We start from the raw sequence: 1,889 nt of genomic DNA, 5'->3' as shown, positions 1-1,889 counted from the left end.
TTATTTCAGTAGCCATTATCTAAATTTATGCAAGTTTACAAAACCCCTAAAAAATCAATATATTTAGTTTTTAAAAAAAATCTGTATGATAACAAGAAGATCGCTGTTAAAAAAATCCCTGGTGCTTACTTCGTTGCTGCAAACAGATATTTTTAAAACCCTGATGGCTGCCGGCGGCCCGGGCCGTTTTAAGATCGGCGCCTGCGACTGGTCTATTGGTAAAGGAAGCGATATCGGCGCTTTTGAAGTGGCCAAAAGCATAGGGGTTGATGGTATTATGGTGGATATGGGAGGTGTTGAAAACAACCTGCACATCAGGCAGAAAGAGATCCGGGAAGCTTACCTTAAAGCTTCGGCTCAGACAGGAATTGTCATTTCAAGTTTGGCGATGGGCATATACAACCGGGTGCCATTCCATTCGGATGACCGGGTGCAGGAATGGGTGAAGGGATCTATTGATGCGGCTAAAGGGCTTAACGTAAAAGTATTGCTGCTGGCCTTTTTTAATGCCAGCGATCTGCGCAATGACAATGCCAGAAAAGAGGCGGCCATCAAACATTTGCGGGCCCTGATGCCCCATGCGGAAGCCAGCGGTGTTGTTCTGGGTATTGAATCATACCTTGATGCAAAGGAGCATATGGAGATCATTGACAGGGTAGGATCAAAAAACCTGAAAGTGTATTTCGACTTTCGCAATACGGCTGATGCAGGCCATGACCCTGTTGCCGAATTTAAAAAGCTGGGAAAAAACCAGGTATGTGAGCTGCACATGAAGGAAAACGGGTTTTTGCTGGATAAAGGAACGGTAAACTGGAAAGAAGTAAGCGAAGCTGTTTATCAAACAGGCTATAAAGGCAACGGCTGGATGCAGATAGAAGGTGCTATACCTAAAGGAGGAGATACAGTTGAAAGTTACCGCCACAATCTTGCCTACCTGCGCAAATTGTTCAATAAATAAAACGCCACGTAATTTTTTGCATGGGAGAATGTATAAAAAGCATGCTTCCTTTTTTAGCTGAACAGGCTGACCCGCCATTAAAAAATAAAAATATACGGATGAAATTACCCCGCGCTTTTACAGGCATTTCCTTTTGTATGCTTTTTTTTACATCCTGCCAGCCAACGAATCCCAAAGCCGGAGCCGACCTGCCCTTTTACATGCCGGATGACCTGGAAATTACGCTATGGGCAGCGTCGCCCATGTTTTATAACCCCACCAATATGGATATAGATGCACGCGGACGGGTGTGGGTAACCGAAGCGGTGAACTACCGCAATTTCAACAACGATCCCACCGCGTTCTTCCATCATCCTAAAGGCGACAGGGTAATGATACTGGAAGATACCGACAACGACGGCGTTGCCGATTCTTCAAAACTGTTTGTGCAGGATACCAGTCTTGTATCACCTTTAGGCATAGCCGTAATGGGAAATAAAGTCATCGTTTCCTGCGCTCCGGGCATTATTATATATACAGATGAAGATGGCGATGACAAGCCGGATAAAAAAGAAATTTTCCTGACCGGTTTCGGCGGAAAGGACCATGATCATTCGCTGCATGCTGTATTGGCCGGCGCCGACGGCAACTGGTATTTCAATACAGGCAATGCAGGTCCGCATATGGTAACCGATAAAAGCGGGTGGTCCCTGCGTTCGGGCAGCATATATACAGGCGGCACGCCATACAATACCAAAAACGAAGGCAATTTAAAGAGTGATGACGGAAAAGTATGGGTTGGAGGATTGGCGCTGCGCATCCGCCCGGATGGTACGGGGTTAAAAGTGATGGGACATAATTTCAGGAATGCATATGAGCTCACTGCCGATTCATACGGCAATTTCTGGCAGAACGACAATGACGATGAAGTGGCAGCCTGCCGCGTGTCGTG

Annotated in this window: 2 protein-coding genes; both read left to right on the top strand. The window is 46.1% G+C overall.

Annotation, left to right across the window (positions count from 1 at the left end; genetic code table 11):
• Positions 1-85 precede the first annotated feature (85 nt).
• Positions 86-958: a sugar phosphate isomerase/epimerase family protein gene (locus PLH26_RS21620; RefSeq protein ID WP_324588087.1), complete on the top strand. Its 873-nt coding sequence runs from the start codon at positions 86-88 to the stop codon at positions 956-958.
• Positions 959-1,056: 98 nt separating this feature from the next.
• The coding region (locus tag PLH26_RS21615; protein WP_324588086.1) for a PVC-type heme-binding CxxCH protein at positions 1,057-1,889 on the top strand (833 nt) is incomplete at its 3' end.

The sequence above is a fragment of the Agriterribacter sp. genome (assembly GCF_035444585.1).
Classification (GTDB): Bacteria; Bacteroidota; Bacteroidia; order Chitinophagales; family Chitinophagaceae; genus Agriterribacter.
The sequence above is the reverse complement of the archived record's forward strand: the minus strand, read 5'-3'. Positions and strand labels throughout refer to the sequence as shown.